At 46.1% G+C, this 25,988-nt stretch carries 23 protein-coding genes, 2 tRNA genes and 1 riboswitch; of the genes, 10 read left to right on the top strand and 15 right to left on the bottom strand.

Features of this window, described 5'->3' with window-relative positions:
• Positions 1-155: 155 nt before the first annotated feature.
• The 3 genes from L3V31_RS20755 to recQ form a co-directional block, all read right to left on the bottom strand.
• Positions 156-824, bottom strand: a complete 669-nt coding sequence (locus tag L3V31_RS20755; protein WP_237318946.1) for a 7-cyano-7-deazaguanine/7-aminomethyl-7-deazaguanine transporter — start codon at positions 822-824, stop codon at positions 156-158.
• Positions 825-1,330: 506 nt separating this feature from the next.
• Positions 1,331-1,636 carry a DUF3630 family protein gene (locus L3V31_RS20750; RefSeq protein ID WP_237318944.1) on the bottom strand — a complete coding sequence of 102 codons (306 nt, stop codon included), beginning with the start codon at positions 1,634-1,636 and terminating at the stop codon, positions 1,331-1,333.
• A gap of 9 nt (positions 1,637-1,645) precedes the next feature.
• Complete coding sequence (gene recQ / locus L3V31_RS20745) at positions 1,646-3,481, bottom strand: ATP-dependent DNA helicase RecQ (RefSeq protein WP_237318942.1); 1,836 nt, start codon at positions 3,479-3,481, stop codon at positions 1,646-1,648.
• A gap of 173 nt (positions 3,482-3,654) precedes the next feature.
• Here recQ and rarD point away from each other — a divergent pair, with 173 nt between their 5' ends.
• From rarD to ggt, 4 genes are all read left to right on the top strand, one after another.
• Entirely contained in the window at positions 3,655-4,569 is a 915-nt protein-coding gene (gene rarD / locus L3V31_RS20740) for an EamA family transporter RarD (RefSeq protein ID WP_237318940.1), read from the top strand.
• Between the two features lie 72 nt (positions 4,570-4,641).
• Positions 4,642-5,439, top strand: a complete 798-nt coding sequence (locus tag L3V31_RS20735) for an AraC family transcriptional regulator (protein WP_237318938.1) — start codon at positions 4,642-4,644, stop codon at positions 5,437-5,439.
• Positions 5,440-5,531: 92 nt separating this feature from the next.
• The gene (locus L3V31_RS20730) at positions 5,532-6,191 is read left to right on the top strand and encodes a LysE family translocator (protein ID WP_237318936.1); all 660 of its coding nucleotides are present in this window, start codon (positions 5,532-5,534) and stop codon (positions 6,189-6,191) included.
• 107 nt (positions 6,192-6,298) lie between these two features.
• Positions 6,299-8,065 carry a gamma-glutamyltransferase gene (gene ggt / locus L3V31_RS20725; RefSeq protein WP_237318934.1) on the top strand — a complete coding sequence of 589 codons (1,767 nt, stop codon included), beginning with the start codon at positions 6,299-6,301 and terminating at the stop codon, positions 8,063-8,065.
• Between the two features lie 747 nt (positions 8,066-8,812).
• On the opposite strand, the gene uvrD is transcribed toward ggt, so the two are convergent.
• Complete coding sequence (gene uvrD, locus L3V31_RS20720; RefSeq protein WP_237318932.1) at positions 8,813-10,987, bottom strand: DNA helicase II; 2,175 nt, start codon at positions 10,985-10,987, stop codon at positions 8,813-8,815.
• A gap of 282 nt (positions 10,988-11,269) precedes the next feature.
• Here uvrD and L3V31_RS20715 point away from each other — a divergent pair, with 282 nt between their 5' ends.
• The 4 genes from L3V31_RS20715 (at position 11,270) to L3V31_RS20700 (ending at position 13,719) form a co-directional block, all read left to right on the top strand.
• Positions 11,270-11,530, top strand: coding sequence for a DUF2282 domain-containing protein (locus L3V31_RS20715; protein ID WP_237318931.1), 261 nt, complete (start codon positions 11,270-11,272; stop codon positions 11,528-11,530).
• Between the two features lie 89 nt (positions 11,531-11,619).
• Positions 11,620-12,498, top strand: coding sequence for a DUF692 domain-containing protein (locus tag L3V31_RS20710; RefSeq protein ID WP_237318929.1), 879 nt, complete (start codon positions 11,620-11,622; stop codon positions 12,496-12,498).
• Positions 12,495-13,280, top strand: coding sequence for a DNA-binding domain-containing protein (locus L3V31_RS20705; RefSeq protein ID WP_237318927.1), 786 nt, complete (start codon positions 12,495-12,497; stop codon positions 13,278-13,280). Before L3V31_RS20710 ends, L3V31_RS20705 begins: the two co-directional genes overlap by 4 nt.
• A complete protein-coding gene (locus L3V31_RS20700) occupies positions 13,264-13,719 on the top strand; it encodes a DoxX family protein (RefSeq protein WP_237318925.1) in 456 nt (151 codons plus the stop codon). The genes L3V31_RS20705 and L3V31_RS20700 overlap by 17 nt, the downstream gene beginning before the upstream one ends.
• Before the next feature lie 25 nt (positions 13,720-13,744).
• On the opposite strand, the gene L3V31_RS20695 is transcribed toward L3V31_RS20700, so the two are convergent.
• Positions 13,745-14,029 (bottom strand): hypothetical protein, encoded by a 285-nt coding sequence (locus L3V31_RS20695; RefSeq protein WP_237318923.1) that lies wholly within the window; start codon positions 14,027-14,029, stop codon positions 13,745-13,747.
• Positions 14,030-14,120: 91 nt separating this feature from the next.
• On the bottom strand, positions 14,121-15,314 hold the full coding sequence (locus L3V31_RS20690) for a multidrug effflux MFS transporter (RefSeq protein ID WP_237318921.1): 1,194 nt from the start codon (positions 15,312-15,314) through the stop codon (positions 14,121-14,123).
• 106 nt (positions 15,315-15,420) lie between these two features.
• On the opposite strand from L3V31_RS20690, the gene L3V31_RS20685 reads away from it, so the two are divergent.
• Both L3V31_RS20685 and L3V31_RS20680 read left to right on the top strand, forming a co-directional pair.
• Positions 15,421-16,362 (top strand): LysR family transcriptional regulator, encoded by a 942-nt coding sequence (locus tag L3V31_RS20685; RefSeq protein WP_237318920.1) that lies wholly within the window; start codon positions 15,421-15,423, stop codon positions 16,360-16,362.
• Between the two features lie 191 nt (positions 16,363-16,553).
• Entirely contained in the window at positions 16,554-18,344 is a 1,791-nt protein-coding gene (locus L3V31_RS20680; RefSeq protein WP_237318918.1) for an aminopeptidase P family protein, read from the top strand.
• 167 nt (positions 18,345-18,511) lie between these two features.
• Here L3V31_RS20680 and thiH read toward each other — a convergent pair whose 3' ends face one another.
• The 9 genes from thiH to L3V31_RS20635 all read right to left on the bottom strand — a co-directional run bounded on the left by thiH (position 18,512) and on the right by L3V31_RS20635 (position 25,945).
• Complete coding sequence (gene thiH, locus L3V31_RS20675) at positions 18,512-19,639, bottom strand: 2-iminoacetate synthase ThiH (protein WP_237318916.1); 1,128 nt, start codon at positions 19,637-19,639, stop codon at positions 18,512-18,514.
• Positions 19,640-19,654: 15 nt separating this feature from the next.
• The gene (locus L3V31_RS20670; protein WP_237318962.1) at positions 19,655-20,422 is read right to left on the bottom strand and encodes a thiazole synthase; all 768 of its coding nucleotides are present in this window, start codon (positions 20,420-20,422) and stop codon (positions 19,655-19,657) included.
• 5 nt (positions 20,423-20,427) lie between these two features.
• Entirely contained in the window at positions 20,428-20,691 is a 264-nt protein-coding gene (thiS, locus tag L3V31_RS20665) for a sulfur carrier protein ThiS (RefSeq protein ID WP_237318913.1), read from the bottom strand.
• A gap of 19 nt (positions 20,692-20,710) precedes the next feature.
• A complete protein-coding gene (thiF, locus tag L3V31_RS20660) occupies positions 20,711-21,487 on the bottom strand; it encodes a thiazole biosynthesis adenylyltransferase ThiF (RefSeq protein ID WP_237318911.1) in 777 nt (258 codons plus the stop codon).
• Positions 21,477-22,802, bottom strand: coding sequence for a thiamine phosphate synthase (locus L3V31_RS20655; protein WP_237318909.1), 1,326 nt, complete (start codon positions 22,800-22,802; stop codon positions 21,477-21,479). The genes thiF and L3V31_RS20655 overlap by 11 nt, the downstream gene beginning before the upstream one ends.
• The gene (thiC, locus tag L3V31_RS20650; protein ID WP_237318907.1) at positions 22,802-24,742 is read right to left on the bottom strand and encodes a phosphomethylpyrimidine synthase ThiC; all 1,941 of its coding nucleotides are present in this window, start codon (positions 24,740-24,742) and stop codon (positions 22,802-22,804) included. Before thiC ends, L3V31_RS20655 begins: the two co-directional genes overlap by 1 nt.
• A gap of 150 nt (positions 24,743-24,892) precedes the next feature.
• Positions 24,893-24,991, bottom strand: a riboswitch (TPP riboswitch).
• A gap of 60 nt (positions 24,992-25,051) precedes the next feature.
• Positions 25,052-25,435, bottom strand: a complete 384-nt coding sequence (gene crcB, locus L3V31_RS20645; RefSeq protein ID WP_237318905.1) for a fluoride efflux transporter CrcB — start codon at positions 25,433-25,435, stop codon at positions 25,052-25,054.
• Positions 25,436-25,623: 188 nt separating this feature from the next.
• Positions 25,624-25,700 (bottom strand) — tRNA-Trp (locus tag L3V31_RS20640).
• Between the two features lie 168 nt (positions 25,701-25,868).
• Positions 25,869-25,945: transfer RNA gene (locus L3V31_RS20635), tRNA-Asp, on the bottom strand.
• Between the last annotated feature and the right edge of the window lie 43 nt (positions 25,946-25,988).

The following is a 25,988-nucleotide window of genomic DNA, read 5'->3' as shown; positions in this document are numbered from 1 at the left end:
CCTTTTTTATATTCCTCCAAATACCTATTACAGCTCAAAGAGCTTTGGGACACCCATGATCCAAATGCTTCCTATGCTGTACATCCCCCAACAAAAACAAAAAAGCCGCTGTTAAAAACAAGCAGCTTTTTGGGTATTCGTGAAACGTCACCTGACTAAGCAGTCGTTGTCACTTTGAAGTTCGGGTTCACTGCGGTCAGCTTTTTGATCAGATAATTCAGTAATACGCCGTACATAGGGACGAACAAACCAAGGCTGATCACCAGCTTAAAGCCGTAGTCCACCAGCGCAATTTCAGTCCAGTGCTCTGCCATAAATGGATCTGGGCTTTGGTAAAACGCGATAGCAAAGAACGCGATGGTATCAAGCGCATTACCAAATAGCGTGGAACACGTTGGTGCTACCCACCACTGTTTCATTTGGCGCAGACGGTTAAAAACATGCACATCCAGAATTTGACCCAGCAAATACGCCATAAAACTCGCTACTGCGATGCGGGCGACAAACAGGTTAAATTCGCTCAGTTGACCAACCCCTTGAAATTGACCTTCAAAGAACACCACTGACAAGAAGTAAGACACGGCCAGAGCAGGTAGCATGACTAAGAAGATGATCTTACGCGCTAATGCCGCCCCAAAGATACGTACCGTCAAATCAGTGGCCAAAAAGATAAATGGGAAGGTAAATGCGCCCCATGTGGTATGGAGGCCAAAAATCGTAAAGGGTAGCTGAACCAGGTAATTACTAGATGCAATAATGATCAGGTGGAATAAAACCAGATAGATAAGGGCGTTGCGCTGCTGCGCAGGGGTAAAGTGACTCATGCGATACCTTTTTAGTTTGGTTTGGGGGCGAGGGAACCCAAATCGAGCGCTTTCAAAATAAAAACGACTCTTACCAACAATGTTAAATAGAAAACAAACTGGCTACGCCTGTATAAAGCGAAGCGGTGGGCGATTATACATTAACCAATTCCGCTCGCAAGCAGTGCTTTTTACGCAAACGTTTATACCCAAGTAACCTCAAGATGCTTAGTTCAGCGAGAATGACTTGGCTTACAGACAAGGCAACGATTTGATGATCTAGTGGTTCTAAATCAAAAATCGTTAACAAAGTATGCAAGCCAAGACAACTCGCCCTTTGGGAGCGTGTCACTGCAACAATTTCATCGTCAAACAACTTGGAAAGAGCTCGCTATTCCACGGCGTCGTTTTCCTTGAACTTGAATCAGTGACAACGCTCTGAATCCTGCATCTTGAAGTCACTTGGGTATATATACAAAAAAGGGGGTTTCACATGAAACACCCTCAAAAATACTATAATACTTTCATCAGAATCCGCGTTGGAATAGTCCGGCAAGATAATCGAGCTCTTCCCTGCTCTCTTCAACGGCTAGCGCTTCAAACCATATTGCTTCGCTGTAGTGTTCCGCCTTCATAAACAGTCGACAACCTTCAAAGTCAATCAACCAGGAATGCATATCCGCATCCCACTGCTTTTCTACTACTGTAGCCGTTAACAGGCCAACCAAACGCTCACCCAGCACCGGAAACGTGTCTAAGTCAAAGCTTGGCGCGGTAATAAGTAAGCGACCTTCTTCGGCAATGTATTCAGCAAGGCCAAATTCCTTGTGCATGTAATGTCCTTAACCGTGTTGGGTAATGTGTTCTTGAATGAGGTCTAAGAATGGATCGGCGTATTTCTCAAGTTTACGTTGACCCACCCCGCTGACAGCAAGCATTTCGCCGTAAGATGTTGGTAGAATCTCCGCCATATCAATCAATGTAGCATCACTGAAGACCACATAAGGTGGTAAGCCATCTTCATCCGCAATCGACTTACGCAGTTTACGCAGTTTGGCAAACAGCTTCTTATCGTAGTTTTTGCTGGTTAATTTGTCGGACTTAGCAGCTCGTGCCGCGGTATCCAGACGTGGTACCGCTAATTCCAGAGCCACATCTCCACGTAATAGTGGCCGAGCTTCTTCAGTGAGCTGCAAGGTTGAGTTGCGGGTAATGTTCTGAAACAACAAGCCTTTGTGGATTAACTGACGGAAGATGCTCACCCAATAATCATGGCTGTGATCGCGCCCTAACCCGTATGTAGAGATTTTGTCGTGGCCATTTTCACGTACACGGATATTTTGCATACCGCGCAGCACTTCCACAACATAACCCATACCAAAGCTTTGATTCACACGATAGACACAAGATAGCGCTTTGCGTGCCTCTTCGGTTGCGTCAAAATGTTTAGGTGGATCGAGGCAGATATCGCAGTTACCGCATGGCTTCTCTCGATATTCACCAAAATAGTTGAGCAGAACCTGACGGCGACAAGTCTGTGCTTCAGCAAATGCGCTCATCGCATTCAGCTTATGGCTTTCTACTTGCTTCTGCGGACCTTCGTCTTTTTCATCCAACATACGGCGTAGCCAACTGATATCGGCCGGATCGTAAAGCATCATCGCTTCCGCAGGTAAACCATCCCGACCAGCTCGGCCGGTTTCCTGATAGTACGATTCGATATTGCGCGGAATGTCAAAATGCACCACAAAGCGCACATTGGGTTTATTGATGCCCATACCAAAGGCGACGGTCGCCACCACGATCTGGATATCATCTCGCTGAAACGCTTCCTGAACATAAGCGCGTTCATCTGTGTCCATACCAGCATGGTAACCTGCCGCTCGAATATGGTTGTTACACAGTTTCTCCGTCACCATTTCCACTTTCTTGCGGCTACCACAATAGATAATGCCGCAATTCCCTTTCTGGGTTTCTAAATAGCGAATGATCTGAGAAACCGGCTTGTGTTTTTCCACCAGATTATAGCGAATATTTGGTCGGTCAAAGCTGCCCAGATAAACCTGAGGCTCGTTGAGACGCAAACGCTCTAAGATATCTCGACGCGTGGCATCATCGGCAGTCGCCGTTAACGCCATAAAGGGTACATGAGAAAAGTGTTGCTTCAGTTGGCCCAGTGACGCGTACTCAGGACGGAAATCATGCCCCCACTGTGAGATACAGTGCGCCTCATCGACCGCAATCATGGTCAGAGGCAGGCTCTCCAGACGTTCGATAAAATCACGCATCAAAACACGCTCTGGCGAGACATAAATCAACTTCAGTTGCCCGTTGTGCATGCGGTTATACACACTCAACAGCTCTTCCCGACTCATGGTCGAGTTAACACATTCCGCCGCGACACCATTGGCTTTAAGCTGGTCCACCTGATCTTTCATCAGTGAAATCAGCGGAGAAATGACCAACGTAATCCCACTTTGCACCAGCGCGGGAATTTGATAACAGAGAGACTTACCACCGCCAGTTGGCATGATGACTAAGCTGTCTCGTCCATCAAGAGCAGCATCGATAACTTCTTGCTGACCATCGCGGAATGTCTGATAACCGAAGACATCCTCCAACACACGTTGAGGCGTAATAGCAGAGTCTGAAGGTTCGGCTAACAAGGTCGAGGTCATGAATAGTCTCAGATTAGGTGAAGATAGGAATGCTTCTGTATGCCAACAGCACACAAAATGAGGGCACATTGTAATGGGGTTTCATGGTGAATAAAACCGCAAATTGCTAGGTGTTTACCAACACGACTCGTATACTGCTCCTCTGCTCTATAAATACAATTAGGTGACACGTCATGACACTAGAAGAACAACAGCGTGCCCGGCAAGGTGTCCTGCTTGCAGTTGGTGCTTACACGATGTGGGGCATCGCTCCAATGTATTTCAAATCCATTATGCAGGTCTCTCCTTTAGAGATCTTAAGCCATCGAGTCGTTTGGTCATTCTTTTTGCTCGCGGCACTGCTCCATTTTAGCCGTGCTTGGCGCTCGGTTTACGAAATAGCAAAAAACAAAAGTAAATCCGCTTACCTGCTTTCAAGCTCGGTACTCATCGGGGCTAACTGGCTGATATTCATTTGGGCGGTCAACGCCAATCATATGCTCGATGCTAGCCTGGGTTACTACATTAACCCGTTAATCAACGTGCTGCTCGGAATGATTTTCCTCGGTGAAAGGCTGCGTAAATTGCAGTGGTTTGCTGTCACTCTTGCAGTTTGTGGCGTCTTAGTGCAGCTGTTTGTGTTTGGTTCTGTACCTGTGGTTGCCATGGCACTTGCGATGAGTTTTGGATTTTATGGCCTGATCCGCAAGAAGGTCTCTGTTGACGCACAAACTGGCCTGTTTGTCGAAACCCTAATACTGCTACCGGCAGCGGCCATCTATCTGCTGTTTATTGCGGACTCGGCTACCTCTAATATGTTTGATAATCCGATGAACCTGAATGGATGGCTTATTGCGGCAGGCGTGATAACAACATTACCCCTGCTATGTTTTACCGGAGCAGCCACACGCCTGAAACTGTCTACATTAGGCTTCTTCCAGTATATTGGACCAAGTCTGATGTTCTTGCTCGCGGTGCTGATGTACGGTGAGGCCTTTACAATGGACAAAGCGATCACATTTGCCTTTATCTGGGGCGCATTAGTCATATTTAGCTTTGATGGATTGCGTAACAACCGGCAAGTACGCCGAGCAGTTCAACCACAGTGATCGTTTTTTACAAGACAAGTCAGTCATTGATGGATAAGCTTGGTCAGATAACGACCAAGTTTTTTGTATGTAATGGAACAGATTCAATACTACGCGACCGACCATGACCAACTGAGCCTGATTGAGGCGAAATACCAGAAATTTGCTTTTCAAAAGCACTACCACCTGGATTTTCACCTTGGTCTGATCACGCATGGCGAGCAGAAGTTCCATTATCAGGGAAGTCACCATCAAGTAGGACACGGACAAATCGTTATTATGCCGCCCGATGAGCTGCACGATGGTCAATCGAGACTTGCTGACGGTTATGAAGTGAATGTCTTTTCGATCGAACCGCACCTATTTAGTGATCTGGCCGATCTTAAACAAAATGGTCAAATAATCCGCTTTAATGAACTGATCATCTCCGATCCACAGATATTTTCACAACTTAGTAACTTACACCGCCATCTTCGACGCAATAATCTCAGTCGGTTGACCAAAGATTGTCTTCCATTAGAGGGATTTAACCTGCTTTTTGATCGCTATGGATCACTTGCCAGGAAAAAGGTCATCCCCTTGGGAAAGCAGTCTCTCAACACCTTAAAAGATTACTTAATGGCAAATCTCGATCAGTCCGTTCGTTTAGAGTCGTTATCTGAACTCTGCCAGCTAAGCCCTACCCAGTTTCAACGCCACTTTAAAGCCCAAACAGGGATGACGCCCTATGCCTGGTTTGCACGGCTTCGTCTCGAGCAAGGAATGAAGCTACTTCAGTCAGGGCAATGCGGGACAGAAGTCGCACACCAAATTGGCTTTTACGATCAGGCGCATTTCAGCAAAGCCTTTAAGCAGACTTACGGCGTCTCTCCATCGCAAGTAACACGCTAGTACCTTTCAGCAATACACTGTCAGTTTTTTACAAGCGCAACATGCCGGTGTCGGAGAGAATAAACTTCTTCATTATGTTTTGAGATGTGTTTATGAATGAATCAACCATCCTGCTGACTCTGGCCAGCATACACTTTATTGCTTTAATGAGTCCCGGGCCCGATTTCGCGTTAGTTGTGCAAAACGCCACACGTCATGGTCGCCAGACTGGTTTATACATCGCGCTTGGTTTGTCCGTCGGTATTTTGCTGCATTCTTTGTTCAGCCTGACGGGTGTAAGCTACCTAGTGCATCAACACCCTATGCTTTACTCCGTTCTGCAATTACTCGGCGGCAGTTATTTACTTTATTTAGGTATTGGCGCACTGCGAGCTGTAATCGCCATGATCAAAAATCCGCAATCAGATCAGTCAAATCAATCCAACAATCTGGTGATCAGCAATAAACGTCAGGCATTTACTAAGGGTTTCGCGACTAATATTCTTAACCCTAAAGCCTTGGTGTTTTTCGTCAGCTTAATGTCGAGTCTGGTTCCACCTGGTATGTCTGTTACTGGTAAAGGGATAGCCTTGGTGGTTCTATTTGGTTTATCACTGCTTTGGTTTTCCAGCCTGGCCTGGATGCTCTCTACACAAAGATTGCAACGCCGATTACAACAAGCCGGTATTTATATCGATGGTTTATGTGGCGTGGTGTTTACGTTGGTCGGTGGCAGTATCTTACTGCAAATCATAAGCACCTTTTCTGTGTAACTGACTGATTTAAATGTCGCATAGCCGACATTTCTTAGACCGCTGACTCGACGACCTTCTCCATGGCTGCCAAGCTGAATATTCAACTGGTAACATGGAGAGTCATCATGCAATGGTCGTTCAATCGGCTCGTCACTACGGGTCTTTTTCTCACTTCCACCTTAACCCTAACGAGCCAAGCTCTTGCCAATCAAGCCACTGATGCAGTCGCCCCAGAGCAAAGCACTGGCGTAGAACAAAAGCTGCTGGTAAAAGCCAAAAACTACATGGTGACAGCCGCAAACCCGATTGCAACGCAAGCTGGCGCTGACGTACTTGAACAAGGCGGAAATGCGATAGATGCGATGGTGGCCGTTCAATTGATGCTAGGGTTAGTAGAACCTCAGTCTTCAGGTATCGGAGGTGGTGCATTCTTGGTGTATTGGGATAGCGATAGGCAAAAGCTCACCACTTTTGATGGCCGAGAAACCGCCCCCCTAGCCGCCACACCGCAGTTGTTTCAAGATGACAAAGGCCAGCCCCTTCAGTTTTATGATGCGGTTGTCGGAGGTCGCTCCGTAGGCACACCGGGCACAGTAAAACTCTTGTGGGATACTCACCAACAGTACGGAAAACTGGAATGGAAAAAGATCGTACAGCCGGTCATCAAGCTTGCTGAACAAGGTTTTATTATCAGTCCTCGTCTTGCCAGTTTGATAGCTGACGACTCTGAGCGTTTATCACGATTCCCCGCGACCAAAGCCTATTTCTTTAACTCGGATGGTTCACCGAAAGCAGCTGGAACGGTCCTCAAAAACCCACAATACGCACAAACCTTAACGGCGATTGCCGAGAAAGGTGCCATGGCCTTTTACCAGGGTGATATCGCCCAGGACATCATCAACACGGTACAAAACGCTCCGGGTAATCCGGGGGTACTCGCACAGTCAGACTTTGATATCTACCAAATCAAACAACGTGATCCAGTATGCGCGGCCTATCAAAGTTATGATGTCTGCGGTATGGGACCGCCAAGTTCAGGCGCATTAACGGTAGGACAGATTCTGGCCATCAGTGAGCAGTACGATCTCAAAGGCTGGGGCGCAGAAAATGCCAAATCTTGGCAAGTGATTGCAGATGCCTCTCGCCTCGCCTTCGCTGATCGCGGCAAATACATGGCAGACCAAGACTATGTACCTATGCCCACCGCTGGCTTATTGGATGTAGACTATCTAAAGCAGCGTGCAGAACTAATTAAAGTTGGTAAAGCACTACCAGAGGTCGCTGCCGGGAACCCTCCATGGTCTAATGCAATAAATCTCAATATGGATGAGTCGATTGAGCTCCCTTCTACCAGCCATTTCAATATCGTCGATAAACAGGGCAATGTGGTATCCATGACCACAACGATTGAAAACGCTTTTGGCTCACGGTTAATGGTTCGTGGATTTTTACTCAACAACGAATTAACCGACTTCTCGTTCCGTACCCATCAAGATGGCATCCCTATCGCCAATCGCCTGGAGCCGGGCAAACGCCCGCGTTCTTCTATGACTCCGACGATCATGCTCAAAGACGGCAAGCCTTATATGGCCATTGGTTCTCCAGGAGGCAGCCGTATTATTGGATACGTTGCTCAAACCATTATTGCGCACACTCAATGGGATATGGACATTCAACAAGCAATCAATCAACCAAGGTTATTAAACCGCTTCGGCACGTTGGATATCGAGCAAGGTACTGAAGCAATCCACTTACAACCAGAGTTAGAAAAGATCGGCTTTACGACAGAAGTCCGTGATTTGAACTCAGGCTTACATGCTATTCGCATCACAAAAGATGGCTTAGAAGGTGCTGCCGATCCCCGCCGTGAAGGTGTCGCGATCGGAAACTAGTAGCATTTACCCCACCCCTTTGTGCGAGATCTCGCACAAAGGGTTAGGTAAAACACGCTTTTTTAGTAGCAGAAGCCCCATGAAAAACCACTAAGCCATTGAATAATATGGAAAGTGATATTTTAAGCTGCATTAAAACAACAAAAATGTGAATTTCCACCATTGTCGTAAGGCGTAAAACCCGTAATATTAAACCTGTCGGAAGGATGCTGACACGGAACAGGAATTACCAAGGATTTGGTAGACTTCAGGAAGAAGAAACGGTTATTCAGGATGAATAGTCGGGCATGGAATGCAAAACTGGACATTGAACGGAATCAATAGTGACTAGGATGGTTGCTACTAAGGACGGGAAATGGACACCTCTGGACGAGGCAAGGATTGAACATCAGGATGATGTCAGGGACACCGCTCAGGGAACAAGTGATGAGAGCTAACGAGGATTGTTAGCAGACCAGGATTAGGTCAAGGACACCGCTAGGAAGGCGACGAAAGGAATAAGCTGAAGGAATCAGCACACTATCATGGATTCGATGCATGGAGCACTTTTAGTAGCTGGATTGCTGCGAGTAAGACTATAACCCCGACGGGCGCAAGCCCTCGGGGTTTTTCTTTACCCATTTATCTGCATAATTAATTCACCCCATCACATAGATACCCTATGCTCAGGGGCTTCACTCGCTTGCTGCTTTGTATCGAGCTCAATTCTATTGATAAATATTCCAATGATTATTGGTATTGCTCGGATTAAAGCTTCTCAAGTCTGGCGTAAGCCGTCACTAACCACTTAATACCTTCGCCATTGAAGGCAATTTGAACTCGGCTTTGTGGGCCACTACCTTCAAAGTTAATGATAGTCCCTTCGCCAAACTTAGGATGCATCACGCGAGAACCTAACGAAAAACCAGTCTCGTTGAAGTTCTCTTTGACTGCCGTCTGGCTGAAACGACCGCTGGTCGATGGGCGACTAACTTGCGCTTTCATGCGTACTTCATCCAGACAAGTTTCTGGTAGCTCACGAATAAAGCGCGATGGCTTGTGATACTTGTCCTGACCATACAAACGACGCATTTCGGCATAGGTGATGTAGAGTTTCTGCATTGCGCGCGTCATACCGACATAGCATAGGCGACGTTCTTCTTCTAAACGCCCAGCTTCTTCGGCGGACATCTGGCTTGGGAACATGCCTTCTTCCACACCCACCATGAAAACTAATGGGAACTCCAGACCTTTTGCACTGTGCAAAGTCATCAATTGAACCGCATCTTCGAACTCATCCGCCTGCCCCTCACCCGCTTCAAGCGCAGCATGAGTTAGGAATGCAGTAAGCAGAGACATCTCTTCCGCTTCTTCGGGTTTCTCAAACTGACGGGTCGCTGTCACCAGTTCTTCCAAGTTCTCAATACGAGCTTTAGACTTTTCACCTTTTTCTTGCTCATACATAGCAAACAAACCAGAGTATTTGATCACATGGTCAGTTTGCTCGTGCAGAGGCATCTCCAGCGTATCATCTTCCAACGCAGTGATGAGTTCGATAAAACGACTCAATGCTCCTGCAGCTCGACCAGATAGAACTTGCTCATCCAACATCGCAATACTGGCTTCCCACATAGTGCAGCCTCGATCACGAGCCGCACGACGAATCGTCTCAAGCGTCTTATCCCCTAAGCCACGCGTCGGTGTGTTAACGACACGCTCAAATGCCGCATCGTCGTTACGATTGGCCATTAAACGCAAGTAGCTCAGTGCATCTCTGATTTCCTGACGTTCGAAGAATCGCATACCACCATAAATACGGTATGCAAGGCCAGCTTGAATTAATGCTTCTTCCAGTACACGTGACTGGGCGTTATTACGGTAAAGCATGGCGGCATCGTTCAATGCTCCGCCTTTGTCTTGCCACTCTTTGATTTTGGTTACTGCAAAACGGGCCTCGTCCAGCTCGTTGTAAGCACTATAAATAGAGATTGGATCACCAACGACACCATCAGTCCAAAGCTCTTTACCCATACGCTCTGTATTGTTGGTAATAAGGGCGTTCGACGCTTCTAGAATCGTTTTAGTTGAACGGTAATTTTGCTCAAGACGAATGGTGCTGACACTTGGGAACTCACGAGTAAACTTTTCAATGTTCTCCACTTTCGCGCCACGCCAGCCATAAATAGACTGGTCATCATCACCCACAATCATCACATGACAATCAGGACCCGCCATCATCCTTAACCATGCATACTGGATGTTGTTGGTATCTTGAAATTCATCGACCAGAATGTGTTTAAAGCGCGCTTGGTAATGCTCGCGGACAAATTTGTTATCGCGCAGTAGCTCATGAGCGCGAAGCAAGATTTCTGCAAAATCGACCAGGCCAGCTCGATCACATGCTTCCTGATAAGCAGTATACAACTGCAGGTAAGTTTTGGTGACCGGGTCGTGGTAGGCATCGATATGAGCCGGACGTAAACCTTCATCCTTCTTACCGTTAATCCACCAAGCAACCTGACGTGCAGGCCACTGCTTCTCATCCAGGTTTTGCGCTTTGATCAGGCGTTTAAGCAAGCGCTGCTGGTCATCGCTGTCAATGATCTGAAAATCTTCCGGTAACTTGGCATCAAGATAATGCGCTCGCAGAATACGATGACAAATACCGTGGAAAGTACCATTCCACATGCCCGACGCACTGCCCATCATCAACTCTTCAATACGGCCACGCATCTCCGCTGCAGCTTTGTTAGTAAAAGTTACTGACATAATCGAAAACGGAGAAGCTTGTTCTACAGACATCAGCCAAGCGATTCGGTGAACAAGAACGCGGGTCTTGCCACTCCCTGCACCAGCAAGGACGAGCAAGTTTTCTAGAGGTGCTGCAACGGCTTCACGCTGTTTATCGTTCAAGCCGTCGAGTAATAGAGATGGATCCATCATGATGAGCTACTGGTTATTTATACATAAACGCAGATTATAACCTAAACAACTGGGTGCTGTTTAGGCAAAAAGTGAGAAAAAATCCGATGTTTTTTTATCCATTTCTTCAGCGAGTTACACACGGAGCATTATCCGAAGCCGAGATGAAGGGCAATTAAACTGAAAGTTTTTAACCCCCACTCCTATCTTTTAAGATAAGCAAGCGAACAAAAACTGTACACCACAGTGCCGAGTCAGCTTGTCTATCGAAAAGTAAAGGAAATCAACTCAGAGGAAATTGTTATGAATAAATCGAATCTTGCTGTTGCTGCTGCCGTTACGGGTCTTCTCGCTCTGGGTGGCACTATGCTGACCGCGGCCCCGGCAATCGCTGCTGAACAAGAAAAATGCTACGGCGTGGCTAAAGCCGGTAAAAATGACTGTGCAACCAAGACTGGTTCTTGTGCTGGTACCGCTAAACAAGACAGCCAAAAAGATGCATTTGTGGTCGTGCCAAAGGGATTGTGTGACAAATTAGCAGGCGGCAGCACGACCTCTTCTTAACTGCCTCGATAGTCACAATCAGGGTGTGTTATCGCTCAACCAGCACACCCTTTCTTTCCGCTTCGCCTTATAGGGAAAAGGAGTTTCACGTGAAACACAACGACCACGCTTTCCACAATCTTGTTGGAGTTGGATTACGAACTCCCCATTTGGAATTCTTTAGTCAGAGTCATCCTTCTTTGTCCTGGCTTGAAATCCACAGTGAGAACTATTTTCAGCCCAATGCTGTGGAACGTTTACAACTTCAATCCCTACGTGAGGCTTACCAAATCAGCTGTCACGGTATTGGCTTGTCCTTAGGCTCCGTGGAGCGAGTCAATCAAAACCACTTAGCACAGCTTAAAGCGCTTATTGATGTTATTGAGCCAATGTTTGTTTCAGACCATTTAAGCTGGAGTGAGAACGGCGGTCACTACTTTAACGACCTTCTCCCCCTGCCATATACCGAAGAAGCTCTTAACGTATTCACGCAAAATGTACAGGAAGTACAGGACTATCTGCAACGCGAAATCCTAATCGAGAACCCATCGAGTTATGTGCGGTTTCAACACTCCACCATTAGTGAGTGGGAATTTCTGGCCGAAGTGCAGCAACGTACCGGATGCCGGCTATTGCTTGATCTAAACAATGTTTATGTTTCTGCATTCAATCACGGTTTTGATTGCGACACTTACTTAGCCGCTATTCCAGCCGACAAGGTCGATGAAATTCACCTCGCCGGGTTTACCATCAAGCAACTTGATAAAGGCGAAATTTGGATTGATACCCACAGTCGCCCAGTCAGTGATGAGGTATGGCAACTATATCGCCACTGGACTCAGCAGCATGGTCTTCGACATACCTTAATTGAGTGGGATTTGGATATTCCCGCCCCCGAAGTGTTGCTAGCTGAAGCAAACAAAGCCTCGCAAGTACTTTCAGAATACGATGCCACCTCTATTACACATCGCGTGAGGAGAGCATCATGAACCTTGCAACATTGCAAAGTCAGTTCGCTAAAGCTCTGGACTATAAAGCGTCAGGCGAAGAGTGCGGTATTACTGGTGACCTATTCAGTGCTGATGAACGAATACAGATTTACCGCAATAATTTTATCATCAGTCTGAGTGAGGTACTGTCGGCAACCTACCCAATGGTTGAAGCATTACTCGGCAAAAAGTGCTTTGCACAAATTGCGCGGCAACATGTTTTGAATAATCCATTGGCAGAAGGATACGTTGCTCATTATGGTGAAGACTTCCACAACACCATAAAGTTATTCGATAACGTCATGACGACGGCACCATACAGCCCGGAAGTCGCACGTTTTGAATGGGAGATGGATCTAGCACGCCAAGCCCAACGCGAACAATTACCCAATACAGAATTAATCCCTTTAACTCGACTCGCTGAAGTCAAGACAGACAAACAACCTGAGTTAGTTGTTCATTTGCGTACAGGAAGTCGTAGTTTTGAGTCTTGTTATGCGGTCTTTGACTTATTTACTGCCATTCAAAGCCAGCACTTCGAGCAACTCAATATCAACCAAGCGCAATGCGGCGTCATTACCGTTCAGGACAACGGAGAGAGTTTGTGTCATATGCTCAACCTAGAGGCTTTCCAGCTACTGCATTGTATAGAGCAACAACAGTGTCTGGGAGAAATACCACCGCGACTGCTCACTAAATTAAATAGCCTCATGAATCTGAACTTGTTCGCAGGCTTTACGTTAAAAAAACGTGAGGAAGGAAGTCATGACCGAAACGATTAAAAACCTTATAACTCGTTACGATGAATATACCAACACTCTTCAGAGTAAGGCGGTCCCTTTTCTGTTGCTGTTTTGCCGTTTTTGGGTTGCGTGGGTATTCTTCAACTCAGGACTGCTAAAAATAGCCTCCTGGGATAGCACTTTATATTTATTTGAATTTGAATATCAGGTACCGCTATTGCCCTGGGAGTTGGCTGCTTATCTTGGAACCGCAGCTGAATTAACGCTACCAGCCTTCTTAGCATTTGGGGTGCTTACCCGACCAATGGCCGCGCTACTATTTGTCTTTAACATTACAGCCGTCCTCTCCTATCCGTTATTGTGGGAGAAAGGTTTTTATGACCATCAGTTGTGGGGGCTCATGATTCTCGTGGTGATCGTATGGGGGCCAGGCCCATATTCTCTCGATCACTGGCTGAAAAGAAAGCTGACGAAATAAAAATCCCCGCGACTGCGGGGACTTCTTATTTTTTGTTCAGATAAGCCAACAAGTCATCAGCTGAGATACCTTGCTGAGCAATATCTTTCGCTAGCAACTCAACTTGCTCACCTTTGCGTGATTCAATCACTTGTTGAAACTGGTACACAATATCACGCAAGATTGGCAGTGGTACTTGTTTTGCCGCACTACGAATACGCTCGGAGCTTTGATTGCCCAACTCATTAAGCAACTTACCAAACATCACCTTTTCTGGTGATTCTTCCATTTGCTCTAAAATACGAGCCATTTCATACGTGGTTAACGACATTACTTTTTGAATTCCATTATGGTGTCTGAAAAAGTGTGAACGACAAATATACACTCGATCCTCATATTGGAAAATACTAAATTACACAGAATTACGCTTTAACAAAGCTTGAATGCCAATTCTTACCTGCTTTGGTAAATAATAGTACAAGTGCAGGAAGCATGACCCACATGTGAAGTGCAATTAGAGTTTGTGGATCGAGCGACAAACGCTGAAGCGTACCAACTAATAAACCCGAACCACTCATTTGAAACAAGCCAAGTAACGCCGCGGCTGTACCCGCTTTATCACCGAACGGTTCTAGCGCCTTCCCCGCAGCTCCACCAAGAATGAGTGCGAAGCCTACTGAAGACATAAAAATTGGCAGCATAAAAGAAAAGGCGGTGTTTTGGCCGTTCATCATCATCATAACTACACCCGCAAGGCCCAATGTGGAAATGCCAAGAACAAGTGTGCTGTGCGTGCCAAAGCGCTCCATAAACTTAGGTGCCAACATACACGCAGCTATATTAATCACCGCGTTAACACCAAACCAGAAGGTAAACTCATTCATCGATAAACCCATTCCAGTCATCAGTACTGACGGCGCAGATGTGACATAGGCGAGGATAACCGCCATTGCCATCAAACACAGGGATGCGTGGAAAATGAAAGACGGCGTACTTAACACGGCCCAGTAACGACTGAGTTTGAATACCGCTTGCTTTTCTGTCGCTGGATTGGTTTCCTTCATCATCAGGAACATCAAGGCACCCGATACCACGGCAAAGCCAGTCATAAAACTGAAGTTTGCTCGCCAGTCGAATTGCTGCGTCAACCAACTACCCAGTATGGGAGCCAATGCCGGAATAAAACAGATCGCACCATTGAGGTAGCTAATCATCTTGCCGCTTTTTTCCGGGCCAAAGATATCGCGAACTGTTGCAAAGGCTGCCACCGATGTCGCACATGCGCCTAAGCCTTGTAGCAATCGTGACATCAACATCCACTCAATATTCTGAGCACTCCACGCCAATAAAGCGCTCATTGCGTAAATGGTGATACCACCCAATGCAACAGTTCGACGTCCGAGTTTATCTGCTAACGGACCGGCAAAAAGCTGACCGACACCCATAGCAAACAAAAACCAAGTGATCGTGTCTTGTGCTAGCGCATTATCTACCTGAAACGTGGAAGCGATAAGAGGTAACGCAGGAAGATAAATATCTATCGCAAGTGGACTAAAAAGCACCAAAAGGGTCAATAAAGCCATTTGCAATTTACTGTTAGAAATATGGCTAGACACACTACACTCCAAATTGAACAAGAACTATTTGTGAAGCTTAATCATCTGATGATATGAATGGAAATGATGTATAATCATGACCATTATTCCTTTTAGGAAAATCACAATGAATATCGAGAAATTGGCGCGCATTGATCTGAATCTGCTGGTTTGTTTTAAAGTACTGATGGAAGAGCTCAACGTTACCCGAGCGGCACATCGACTTTGCCTTAGCCAGTCGGCGGTGAGTAAATCACTCGCCAAATTACGTACTCAATTTGATGACCCGTTGTTTACACGTAACTCCCATGGACTGACACCAACACCGCGTTCTCTATTCCTAAAACCGAAACTCGATCTGTTGATTAACCAACTGGAATTGCTGACACAGCCAGAAGAGTTTTCTCCGCAAAGCAGCGAGTACCGCTTTCAAATCGCTGCAGTGGAAAGCGTCTACCCTTTAATATTGCCTCACTTTTTACCCGCAATCTTTCAACAGGCACCCGGCGTCACCATCAGTACTCATCCATGGTCGGATAACACATTTAAAATGCTGCAACGGGGAGAGCTGGATTTGGGTTTAACCGGAAAAGACATCGACATTAACGATGCCAAACTGACCCTGCTGCCGCCGGATGATATTTGCGAACAGGAAATTTATCGTGACCATCAAATGTGCATTATCCGCAAGAACCATCCAGCACTAAACCAAAAGTGGAACCTTGAGGCCTACTTAGCCTTACGTCATGTTCAGGTGCGCTGTGACGGTAACGATCGCTGGTTATTGGATTACCGTCTCGCCGACATCGGTGCTGAACGAGATATCGCCGTTACGGTTCCGGACTTCAATAGTGCCGCGAGTTTATGTTCATACACCGACTTTATTTTTACTGCACCAAGTCATTTTGTACAGCTTGCAGCGAAACAGCTCGATCTCGTAGTACTGCCATTACCACTCGAATTTCCACCTATGGCATACACTTTATTCTGGCATAGAGACAGACAAAACGACCCAGCTCTGAACTGGTTACGTACGATGATCACGCAGAAAACCGATCACCTTAGATAAAAATTCGGTCTCAATTTGCGCTTAACGGTTAAAATGAGTAGCTTAACTAGCGATACTTCTTTTTGGCTCAAATATGGCCTGTTATACCCAGACTTAAACATAGCAACGTTTAAGTCCGCTACTGCATGAAGCAGAAGGAAACAGCTCCGATACTGAGCATGAAGGAGCGGTAATTTGAAGGAATAAAACAGATGCATAACGAAACTCAAAGCCGCGTGAACGCAATTCGCGAATGGCTGAATCAACACAATATTGATGCCCTATTGGTCCCACACGAAGACGAGTACTTGGGCGAATATGTTCCCGCTCATAACGAACGCCTACATTGGCTCACCGGATTTACTGGCTCAGCTGGTGCAGCCGTGATCACCAAAGATAAAGCCGCAATGTTTGTTGATGGTCGCTACACCGTCCAGGTCACCAAACAAGTTCCTGCTGATCTCTTTGAATACCGTCACCTGATTGAAGAGCCAGCGCTTGAATGGGTCCATGACAATCTAACCGCTGGTGCTTCAGTGGCGATTGACCCTCGTATGCACAGTTCTGCTTGGTTAGATATGGCTCAAGACAAGCTGACGGGTAAGTTTGAGCTTACTATCCTAAGCAGTAACCCAATTGATGAACTGTGGCATGACCGTCCAACTCCGTTGGTTACTGACGTTCGTCTGATGTCAACAGAAGCAGTTGGTCAGTCAAGCGAAAGCAAACGTCAGGAGATTGCTCAACTAGTCACAAAAGCAGGCGCTGACAGTGCGGTCATCACTGCGCTTGACTCTATCTGTTGGCTACTGAACGTTCGCGGCCTAGATGTCTCTCGTCTGCCCGTACTTCTGTCTCATGCAATTCTTCATGCAGATTCTAGCGTTGAATACTTCTTTGACCCTGCCCGACTACCTGCTGAATTTGAAGCACACGTAGGCACAGGCGTGACAGTGCATCATCCGGAAGCACTTCAGTCTCGCCTTGAAGCAATGACTGGCAAAAAGGTATTAGTTGATCCAGCGAACAGTAATGCCTGGTTTAAACTGGTTCTGCAAAATTCTGGAGCAACCGTTATCTCCGCAGCCGATCCATGTCTAATGCCGAAAGCAGCGAAGAATCCAGTGGAAATTGCAGGGATGAAAGCGTGTCATGTACGCGACGGTGTTGCGATGAGTAAGTTCCTATGTTGGTTAGACGCGGAAGTTGCCGCAGGCAATCTCCATGATGAAGCCACTCTTTCGGATCGACTAGAAGCGTTCCGCAAGGAAGACCCAACATTGATGGATCTAAGCTTCGATACAATCTCAGCGGCCGGTGGTAACGCTGCAATGTGTCACTACAATCACGAGAACCAGCCTGTACCAGGTAAGCTAGAAATGAATACGCTTTATCTGGTGGACTCTGGCGGTCAGTACTTGGATGGCACAACCGATATCACGCGTACCATTGCAATTGGCCAACCATCAGCAGAAATGATCAAGCAGTTCACTCTGGCGTTAAAAGGCCATATTGGTGTTGCACGTGCGCGTTTCCCGAATGGTACTTGTGGCTACCAGATCGATACTTTGGCTCGTCAACATCTATGGGCGGAAGGTTACGATTACGATCACGGTACTGGCCACGGTGTCGGTCACTTCCTGAGTGTACATGAAGGTCCTGCGAGCATTTCGAAAAGACAAATCAATGTACCGATAACAGAAGGTATGGTGCTATCCAATGAGCCAGGTTATTACCGCGCTGATGCATTCGGTATCCGTATCGAAAACTTAGAGCTAGTGGTGGAAACACCAACTAACGGTGACTTCCCTGTGCTGTCATTTGAGTCACTGACTCGCTGCCCAATCGACAAACGTAACATCAACGTGGATATGCTGACTCGTCCAGAGCTGGTATGGTTGAATGATTACCACCAAAAAGTTTGGGAGCAAATAAGCCCTCTTGTCGAAGGTGAAGTAAAAGACTGGCTACGTGAAGCCACTCTGCCATTAGCGCATTCGTAATAGACACGCGCAAATTTATCTTTGGTACAAAAATTAAAAGGCTCTCCAAACGGAGAGCCTTATGTTTCTACAAGTACGCTAGGTGAAGTTCAAAGTCTCACATTGTTATCATCTGTTGTTACGTTGCGATGTTTCACGTGAAACATTCACTATCTGGAACTTCTAAATTATCCCGAATAGACCGAGTGCCAATCTCGCCATACCGGATCGAAGCCTTTTGCTCTGATCATATCTTCTACTGAAGCAGCACTTCTTTCATCGCTGATTTCGAACTGCTCGAGTTCAACTTCTTCTGTCGCATAGCCGCCTGGTTGAGTTTTGGAAGCGGCGGACATACTGGTAATCCCCAGAGGTAAGACATTATCACGAAACTGTGGTGATTCACGTGTCGACAGCGATAGCTCCACTTCTGGGTTAAACAATCGGTAGGCACAAATTAATTGCACTAATTGCTTATCCGTCATCACCGATTTTGGTTGCAAGCCACTGGTCGGCGCATTACCTGCACACGGACGAAGTCGAGGGAACGAAATGGAGTAACGTGATTGCCAGTAAGTTCGCTCGAGATAATCAAGATGAGCAGAGGCAAAAAAGCAATCAGTTCGCCACTCTTCTAATCCAATCAGAGCGCCAATACCAATTTTGTCGATTCCCGCCCTAGCTAACCGGTCTGGTGTCTCTAGACGATAACGGAAGTCCATCTTGTTTCCACGCAGGTGATGCTCTGCGTAAGTCGATGGATGATACGTTTCTTGATAGACCATCACCGCATCCAATCCGAGCGATTTTAGTTCGGCATATTCATCCTGCTCCAGCGGCTGTACTTCCATCGCCAAATAGTTAAAGCGCTGCTTTATCATCGGCACCATTTCGCGAAAGTACTTCATTCCTACTTTGGTTTCATGCTCACCCGTTACCAGTAAGACACTGTCGAATTTCATTCGCTTAATGGCTTCAATTTCCGCAGACACTTCTTCTTTGTTTAGCGTTCTGCGCTTAATGCGATTTTCCATAGAGAAGCCACAATAAGTGCAAGCATTGGCACAAAGATTAGAAAGGTACAATGGAATATAAAGCGACATGGTATTGCCAAAGCGCTTACGCGTAAGCGAATAAGAAAGCTTTGCCATCTGCTCCAAGTAAGGCTCTGCAGAGGGAGAAATGAGCGCTTTGAAATCTTCTAAATCCCGTTTGGGGTTTGCTAGCGCCCTTTCCACATCCTTCGCCGTTTTGGCATATATCGACATGGAAATATCATCCCAGTTGAACTGCTTAAAGTGGTCATAAAAGCTCATGTTTAGACCTCACTTTTACATTTCATCAAGAAAAGCCGTCAGCGGACTTGATGCGACAGCATGAGACACCTGCCCTGCAAGACCAGCTTCATAAGCCATACGACCAGACTCTACTGCCATCCTAAACGCTTTAGCCATGGCAACTGGATCGCTTGCTGTGGCAATAGCCGTGTTGACCAATACCGCATCAGCGCCCATTTCCATTGCACGCGCAGCATGTGAAGGCGCACCAATCCCTGCATCAACCACGACAGGCACGTTAGCTTGATCGATAATGATTTCCAGAAAGTCATGAGAAGCGATGCCCTTGTTCGAACCGATAGGCGCGCCTAACGGCATAACAGCTGCACAGCCAACTTCTTCCAGGCGCTTACACAACACCGGATCGGCATGACAGTATGGCAAGACGATAAAGCCTTCTCGTACCAGTTGTTCCGCAGCAGCTAGAGTTTCTATCGGATCTGGCATTAAATATTTCGGGTCAGGGTGAATCTCGAGTTTGACCCAGTTTGTTCCTAAGGCTTCACGCGCGAGCTGAGCAGCAAAAACGGCATCTTTAGCATTTTTAGCACCTGAAGTGTTCGGTAACAAATTCACGCCAGCATGAATGAGAGGCTGCAAAATATCATCTTGCTGGTCATTCACGTCTACACGTTTAAGTGCCATCGTTGCAAGTTGAGAGCCTGAAACCTGAATTGCTTTAGCCATTAAAGCGCTATTGGAAAACTTGCCCGTTCCTGTGAACAAGCGAGATTGAAATTCTTTATCACCAATTTTCAGCATCGACATTATCCCCCTGCGATGGCTTGAAACAGAGAGATACTATCTCCCTCAGAAAGTACCGTACTTGCCCATTCGCTACGCGGCACAACTTGATTATTAATGGCAAAAACACAGCCTATCTCGGGTAGAGAAAACTGCGTGATGATTTGCTGTAAGTTCGCGTTTAACGCAACCTGCTGAGGTTGGTCATTAATAGTTATGATGACCAACTTATCTTTTTCACTTGTGGCGTCGCCCAACTCAGTTGTTGAATGATTTGATGGTGTCATTTGTGACTCCTCTCCTAACTCAGTGCTGTGGCTCGTTCATTTCACTACAAACCTGGCACTCTTGATCCTTATTAATCACCATGGTTTGCCAAGTCATACGAACACCATCAAATAGGTGCAACTGACCACTAACCACATGAAACTTACCTGTTGCCAGCTTTTGAATAGCCGCCAAGGCTTGGTAGTTACCTAACGTTCCAACCACAGGGCCGACAACCCCCATTTCGCTGCACTTCATTCCTTGCTTCAACTCATCAAATGGATACAGACATCGGTAACACCCCGAACTCTGTTGTTCTTCTGAGTAATCAAATACAGCAAACTGTCCCTGCCAACCAATTGTAGCCGCAGATATCAACGGCGTATTTTGCTGAAAACAGACTTGATTGATCAGCTGCCGAGTTGGCATGTTGTCACTACAGTCGAGAACGACATCGGCAAGCATCACTTCCAATTGCAACTGAGATTCATCGAGACGTTTAGGAATAGTTCGAACTTGAACCATTGAATTAAGGGCGCATAACTGTTGAGCTGTGGCTTCAGTTTTCATCTGGTTGATATCACTTTCTCGATAAACAACCTGTCGTTGTAAATTGCTGCTATCGACATGGTCATCATCAACGACAACCAACTTACCAACTCCCGCTGCTGCTAAATACAAACTTGCTGCGCTTCCTAATCCGCCACAACCAATAACCAAAACATGTGATTGGCTGAGTTCAGCTTGTCCTGATTCACCGATTTCAGGGATTGAAATTTGGCGCTGATAGCGAATGAATTCTTTATCAGTAAGCACTTTCGCTCTCCACTACCTGCAATGGCTGAGAGCTACCCATCAATTGATTGAAAAACTCAATCACCGACTTTGGCGACTCAGATAAAGTTATGGCCCTAACCACAGCTAAGCTGGATACGCCACATCGCCAAACTTGCTCTGCATTTGATTGGTCAATACCGCCAATTGCGACAGTTGGATAGCCGACTTGATCTCCATATGGAATGCTGTCTATCAGTGTTTGATACAAAGCCAAACGAATCAAACCTTGTGGCTTGGATGGCATTTGTTTAGTCGTGGTCGGAAAGATATGACCTAATGCGATATAGCTAGGATTGATTTGCACAATTCGAAGCAGTTCATAGTAACCATGCGTTGACAGTCCTAATTGAATCCCAGCTTCACTTAACTGCAGCAAGTTAGATTCTTCGATATCTTCTTGTCCAAGATGCACTCCAAACGCACCATGCTTAATTGCGAGTTGCCAATAATCATTAATGAAGACCTGCGCATCATATTGACGACCCAATTCAATCGCACGAACAACCTGCTCTTCGAGATCAGGCTGGTTTCGGTCTTTGATACGCAGTTGAATGGTAGTAATCCCCATTGGTAAAAGCCGCTCTATCCACCTGACATTATCAACAACGGGATATAGCCCTAAGCTGTCATTACTAAGGCAAGGAAAGCTGACCGGTTCGCTTTGCGATGACCAACCAACTTTAATCCCCAAAATAGAGTCTTCTAGAACTGGGGTTGGAAAATCAGCAAAGTGAGATGCCCACTCGTGAAGAGTGCATGTTTCACCGTTAAACACTGTTTCACGTGAAACATTCGTCATTGCGCGAGCTAATGTCAAAGCGTCTTCAATCGGAAATTCGAGCGCCAACAACGTCATTATCCACGCTAAGTGATGCTCTGCTTGGAAGGTATTTGATGCTGATACATTCATCGACAACGCTCTGACTTCGTCACTAATTGGATGACGCCAGATATCAAACACAGTGGTGTTGTCATCTTTGTTTGAAGCTGGAGGGGTATCCTCAATACCAATAAAAATAGCCGAGGAACTTTGCTGGCTAGTTTCCTTCAAGGATAACTTCGATTGGTAGTAAAGCGTAAAATCACCAGTTAACGCGTCATCTAATCCATCAACTAGATCCGTGCCTACACTCAATATTTTATTTTGGTCTGGAACAAGTTGAATCAAATGAGTTGGGCTCACGCCCAACTCAATTTCTTCAGTACTAAAACCCTGTTCTTTCGCCAATAATAAGCATTGCTGAACGAAACCCGTTAGCTCAATTAATGGTGATGGAATAAGGATTTTAGTCATTACTCATCTACCTCGGCGTGTACTGCTGGGTGATAAAGCTCTGAGCCTGTCGAACGAAACTCTTCTGACTTTCTGCGCATGCCTTCTAGCGGATCATCCAACATCTTGATAGAAATCGCCTGATCGGCAGCAACTTGCTCGGTATCTTTCGCGTATTCTCTTACTTCCTGAGAAATCTTCATCGAACAGAATTTAGGACCACACATCGAACAGAAATGAGCAACCTTGCCAGACTCTTGAGGCAGTGTCTCGTCATGGAAAGCACGCGCGGTATCTGGGTCTAATGATAGGTTAAATTGGTCTTCCCAACGGAATTCAAAACGTGCTTTAGATAACGCATTATCACGCACCTGTGCACCTGGGTGCCCTTTGGCCAAATCAGCAGCATGTGCAGCCAGCTTGTAGGTGATCATGCCAGTCTTTACATCTTCCTTGTTTGGTAGGCCCAAATGCTCCTTAGGTGTGACATAACAGAGCATTGCACAGCCATACCAACCAATCATCGCCGCACCAATACCTGAAGTGATGTGGTCATAGCCTGGAGCAATATCTGTCGTTAGAGGACCAAGCGTGTAGAAAGGCGCTTCATGACAATGTTCCAGTTGCTGATCCATATTCTCTTTGATCATGTGCATTGGTATATGTCCTGGGCCTTCAATGATGACCTGAACATCATATTCCCAAGCAATCTTAGTCAGTTCACCAAGGGTACGTAATTCAGCGAACTGTGCTTCATCATTAGCATCTGCAACTGAACCTGGACGTAGACCGTCGCCCAGAGAAAGGGCAACATCATACTTCGCGCAAATTTCGCAGATTTCACGGAAGTGAGTGTATAAGAAACTCTCCTGATGATGCGCTAAACACCATTTAGCGATGATGGAGCCACCACGAGAAACGATACCAGTAACACGCTTCGCCGTCATCGGAACATAACGAAGTAACAAACCTGCGTGGATAGTAAAGTAGTCAACACCCTGCTCTGCTTGCTCGATTAAGGTATCGCGCATCACTTCCCAGTTTAGGTTTTCAGCAATACCGTTTACTTTTTCGAGCGCTTGATACATTGGTACCGTACCAATCGGCACCGGGCTATTACGTAAAATCCATTCCCGAGTTTCGTGGATATTACGCCCGGTAGAGAGATCCATAACAGTATCCCCACCCCAACGTGTTGCCCATACGAGTTTTTCTACTTCTTCTTCAATCGAAGATGTGACAGATGAGTTACCAATGTTCGCATTCACTTTGACCAAGAAGTTCCGGCCAATAATCATTGGTTCAGATTCTGGGTGGTTGATATTTGATGGAATAATGGCGCGACCTTCTGCCACTTCTTTGCGGACAAACTCAGCAGTAATATCTTTTGGTAGGTTAGCTCCGAAGCTTTGACCTGGGTGCTGCTGGTTTAGCACTTCATCACGATACTTAGCACGCCCCATGTTCTCACGTAGAGCGATGAATTCCATTTCTGGAGTGATAATTCCCTTACGCGCATAGTGAAGCTGAGTAACGCAGTGCCCCTCTTTTGCGCGTCGAATATGAGGCAGATTGCCATAGCGCAGCTCGTCCAAAGTTTCATCTTCTAAACGCTCTTTTGCATAAACAGAACTGACATCGTGAAGAACTTCAGTGTCATTTCGTTCTTCAATCCACCCCTCTCTCAGCTTAGGTAAGCCATTGTAAAGGTCGATAGAGTAATCAGGGTCAGTGTACACACCAGAGGTGTCATAAACGCGTACCGACTCATTTGGCTCAAAAATAGGAGCGTCTTTGGTACCACCAATGAGGCTATCGGCTAAAGAGATCTCTCGCATCGGGACACGAATATCCGGACGTGAACCTTCTACATAGACTTTGTTTGAATTTGGGTACGGCTGTACCGAGAGGGTTTCAATAAACTGTTTTGCTTCCAGTCTCGCTTGCTTGCGATTCGACATAGCATTTTTCCTTGCTTGTTATTCTAGATAAAAAGTATTGGGATAAAAATGCTTGGCGGATAGATGCGACAAGAGGGGTCGAATTAAGAACTGATAGAGGTCTATAACAACATTCGACGGTTTGATAGGTTAGCCAGATTAGATCTGGTGTAGGTATCTTCTCCTGTTCCCTTCGCTGGTACTAACCAGATCAGGTTCAACGGATCCCGAATTAACGGTCTCAGCCTTATGGCACTCCGACAAGTGAAGTCAGTATATAAAAACGGCTTGGTTAAACCAAGCTGAATAAATTAGATTTTACAGCTTTTTCTAGTTACGCATCATTAATTGGAAGCCAATCCACGCAGCAGAAATACTCAGCGTCACATTCAAAAGAATATTTAGGCCAACTTTGAAAAAAGCACCTTGCTGCATCAGTAGAACATTATCCATTGAGAATGTGGAAAACGTAGTCAGAGCTCCTAAGAAACCTAAGCCAATGATTTGTCGCCAAGGGTCTGTTGCCAACATCTCGCTCTCAAAAGCTGCAATCAATAATCCCATCAAAAAAGAGCCGATAACGTTAACGGTTAGCGTACCATAAGGGAAACCACGGCCTAGAAGAAGTATACACAACTCAGAAATGAGATAACGAGAACACGCACCAAACGCCCCACCCACGGCGATAAATCCTAAAATATACAGTTGTCCCATAATCCCCCCAAAGTTTTTATGGTGACATTGTAATCAAAATTGTCTTAAGATCGTTAATACAATCTTAGAGTTCGACGAATAAGTTCCAACAAACAGTTACACATTTTAAATGTTACAGCTGTCACTTTTATATTTTTATGAGCTGAAAATGCAAAAAGGCCTCAGTCTTTCGACTGAGGCCTTCAAGATGGCAGGGGTGGAGAGATTCGAACTCCCAACACGCGGATTTGGAATCCGCTGCTCTGCCAATTGGAGCTACACCCCTAGAAATAGGTAATCAAATTGTCGATGGATTAAGAGATTTAATTCCCAACACGCGCCATCTCGCAAACTTTGGGAAATCCGCTGCCCTTTCAATCGGAGCGACATCTCTAAAGAATTTAGTATATTCTAAATTCAACAAAACCTCGCATAAGCGAGGTTTTATAATAAGTGGCGGAGTGGACGGGACTCGAACCCGCGACCCCCGGCGTGACAGGCCGGTATTCTAACCAACTGAACTACCACTCCGCAGTGGTATCACTCGCTTAAGCAAGTGTCCAAAATTTAAAGC

Source organism: Vibrio sp. J1-1, assembly GCF_021728395.1.
Classification (GTDB): domain Bacteria; phylum Pseudomonadota; class Gammaproteobacteria; order Enterobacterales; family Vibrionaceae; genus Vibrio.
The sequence above is the reverse complement of the archived record's forward strand: the minus strand, read 5'-3'. Positions and strand labels throughout refer to the sequence as shown.